Source organism: Dehalococcoidia bacterium (assembly GCA_035574915.1).
GTDB lineage: Bacteria > Chloroflexota > Dehalococcoidia > DSTF01 > WHTK01 > DATLYJ01.
In genome coordinates this window covers 1-2,923 of record DATLYJ010000084.1, presented here as the reverse complement: position 1 = coordinate 2,923, position 2,923 = coordinate 1, and the positions used below count along the sequence as shown (strand labels likewise).

The 2,923-nt window shown below is 67.5% G+C and carries 5 protein-coding genes; 3 read left to right on the top strand and 2 right to left on the bottom strand.

Annotated features, from left to right (window positions below):
• Window positions 1-54 precede the first annotated feature (54 nt).
• From smpB to VNN10_08025, 3 genes are all read left to right on the top strand, one after another.
• Window positions 55-510, top strand: coding sequence for an SsrA-binding protein SmpB (gene smpB, locus VNN10_08035; GenBank protein ID HXH21965.1), 456 nt, complete (start codon window positions 55-57; stop codon window positions 508-510).
• Window positions 511-600: 90 nt separating this feature from the next.
• Entirely contained in the window at window positions 601-780 is a 180-nt protein-coding gene (locus VNN10_08030) for a hypothetical protein (protein ID HXH21964.1), read from the top strand.
• Window positions 781-910: 130 nt separating this feature from the next.
• The gene (locus VNN10_08025; protein HXH21963.1) at window positions 911-1,072 is read left to right on the top strand and encodes a hypothetical protein; all 162 of its coding nucleotides are present in this window, start codon (window positions 911-913) and stop codon (window positions 1,070-1,072) included.
• A gap of 253 nt (window positions 1,073-1,325) precedes the next feature.
• Here VNN10_08025 and VNN10_08020 read toward each other — a convergent pair whose 3' ends face one another.
• The gene (locus tag VNN10_08020) at window positions 1,326-2,543 is read right to left on the bottom strand and encodes a CoA transferase (GenBank protein HXH21962.1); all 1,218 of its coding nucleotides are present in this window, start codon (window positions 2,541-2,543) and stop codon (window positions 1,326-1,328) included.
• Between the two features lie 275 nt (window positions 2,544-2,818).
• On the bottom strand, window positions 2,819-2,908 hold the full coding sequence (locus VNN10_08015; GenBank protein ID HXH21961.1) for a hypothetical protein: 90 nt from the start codon (window positions 2,906-2,908) through the stop codon (window positions 2,819-2,821).
• Between the last annotated feature and the right edge of the window lie 15 nt (window positions 2,909-2,923).

Here is a 2,923-nt window from a genome sequence, read left to right as displayed (position 1 = left end):
GGGCCGCCCCCGGGAAGGCCCGCCGTTCTGTGTCAGCGGAAAGGTGCCGTACTGATGGCCGAAAAGACCATCGCCCTGAACCGCAAAGCCCTGCACGATTACGACATCCTGGAGCGCATCGAGGCTGGACTGGTGCTGTCCGGCAGCGAGATCAAGTCCGTGCGCGAGGGTAAGGTCAGCCTGCAGGAGGCCTTCGCGCGTCCGGAGCGCGGCGAGATGTGGCTTCTGGGCGCGCACATCGCCCAGTACAGGAACGCGCCGCGCTTCGGCCACGAGCCCGCGCGGCCCAGGAAGCTCCTCCTGCACCGCTCGCAAATCCGCGAGCTTGCCCACGAACTCGAGGCCGGCGGACTGACCCTCGTCCCGCTGAGGCTGTACCTCAAGGACGGCATCGCCAAGGTCGAGCTGGGCCTGGCCAAGGGCCGCCGCCGCTACGACAAGCGCCAGGCAATCGCGAAGCGAGAGGCGGAGCGGGAGATGCAGAGGGCGCTGCGCCAGCGCTCCCGCTAGCACGTTATGTGAAGCACCTCCCTGCCGGCTGTTATGGCGGGGCGGCCCGGTGCGTTCTCAAGGCAGGACTGAGGCGCCATGGAGGGCAACATGCAGCGGTACGGAAGAGCCGCAGGTCAGGACCGCGGCCAGGCCACATTCTCGTTCGAGGTCGCGGCGGTGTTCACGCTGGCGGTCCTCATCTTCGCCCTCACCTTCTTCGAGGTCGAACCGGGCCGCTACTACCAGACACTGCTGGGTGTCGCCGAGACCCTGCGGGGATTGCTCTAAGCTCAGCCCTCCCCTGCCCCGGGCGACAGGATCTCGAGTTACTGTTGGGCGTTATGTCAACTTATCCGCTCGTAATGCTTGGCGCGCGGCCACGTTTCTGATCAGCGAGAAAAGGCAAGGAGGCAGCGCAGTGAAGCCCACCCCGTCCAGGAACGAGTCCGGCCAGACCACCCTCGAGTTCGGGCTCATCCTCGTGCTCGTTTCCACGGCGCTCGTGGCGACTCTCACCCTGCTCACCGGCGGCGTGCAGGACTACTACGGCGCCCTGATCGACGCCCTGTCCGCACTCTAGCCCGGCGGCCGTGGCGGCCTCGACGCGGCCGCTCCCCTTTTTCACCCGTAAGTGCCGGAGATCCGTAATCGGAGGTCGTGACCGGACCGAGTGGCTGCCGAAGCCGCCTTCGCCTGCCCGCTGGACGGCACCACGGGTGCGCGTAAGGGGCGTCAGGGCAACGCTAGCGCTGGCCTCACAGGTGCTGCGGTGCCCGGGACACCTCGAGGACGGCGGCACCTGCCGCGGCTCCATCCAGGGCCAGCCGGAAGCGTTAGACGGCGGCCGGCTGGCCCTGGCGCAGGCCGAGGACGCCTGCCGCAGCCAGTCGCTCGATCTCGCCCTCGCCCAGGCCTAGCTCCTGGCGCAGGACCTCGGCGGTGTGTTCGCCGAGCAAGGGCGCCGGCCGCACTTCGACCCTGGAGTCGCTGAGGCGCATTGGCGGCGCCGGGAACTCCCAGGCGCCGCGCTCTGGGTGCTCGATGGTCATGATGGCGTCGCGGGCGCGCAGGTGCTCGTCGCGGAAGATGTCGAGCGAATCATAGACAGCGCTACAGGGGACGCCGCCGCGGCCCATCGCCTCCATGACTTCCCACTTCGAGCGCTGCCGGGTCCAGGAGGCGATGATCTCCCAGAGCTCGTCGCCGTTCTGCCGCCGCCCCTGTGGCGTCGAGAAGCGCTCGTCGATGAGCACTTCGGGCCGGCCGATGACGGTGAACACGGCGTCCACCATCTTCGAGGTCGATGTCATGATGTAGACGTAGTCGTTGGGGCCGCCGCCGGCGCAGGGGTAGAGGTCGGTAGGGACCACTGTGCGGTTGCCGCGGCGCGGGATGGGCCTCGTGGCGTCGCGCTCGCGGTGGGAGAGGTTGGTGCGCATGAAATTGAGTACGGCTTCCTGCATCGACACCTCGACCTTCTGGCCGATGCCGGTGCGCTGGGCCTGGATGTAGGCCGCGAGGATGCCGAGGGCCATCGTGAGGCCGGAGCCGGTGTCGCCCATGAGGGCGCCGGGCCGCATCGGCGGGCCGTTCGCCTCGCCGGTGACGCTGAAGGCGCCTCCAGCGGCCTGGGCGACCATGTCGAAGGACTTGAACTCGCTGTAAGGGCCGTAGGTGCCGAAGCCCTTGATGGTTGCGTAGATGATGCGCGGATTGCGGCCCTTCAGTGTCTCGTAGCCGAGGCCGAGGTCCTCCATGGTGCCGAGGGTGAAGTTCTCCGTGACGACATCGAAGCGCTCGACGAGGTCGAGGAAGAGCGCCCTGCCCTGTTCGGACTTGAGGTTGATCGCGACGCTGCGCTTATTCGAGTTGAAGCTGAGGAAGTAGATGGAGTCGCCGATGCCGGGCTCGGTGTGGCGGCCGGGGTCGCCAGCGCCGGGCTGCTCGACCTTGACGACGGTCGCGCCCAGCCAGGCGAGGAGTTGGGTGGCAGAAGTCCCCGCCTCGTACTGCGTCAGGTCCAGTACCTTGAGTCCGTCCAGTGCCGGCATGGTCGCCCTCCCGCGATGCTCCGGATGGCGGCATGATGTTGCCCGCGGCGGAGGTTGTCAACACGGAGCGACCCGCGGTCGGCTGTGACGAGAAGACCGACGGACGTTGGGTTACTTCTTTCGCGCCGGATGATAAAACCTATTCATGGTTGGCACAGAAGCCCATGAGAGTCATCCCTACCGGCAGTAGGGCGGGCGTACTACCCCGACGTCTGCTGGTTCCGCCCGGGCTGAGTCAGGGACCGCTATGCCGCGCTTGCTCGGAAGGCCTCTCCCTACGCCTGGACCACCATTACCGTGACGAGGCCGAACATGCCCTGCGGGCTCTCCGCGTGCGTCAGCACGTGGCAGTGGAAGGCCCACAGGCCCTCCTCCGTCGC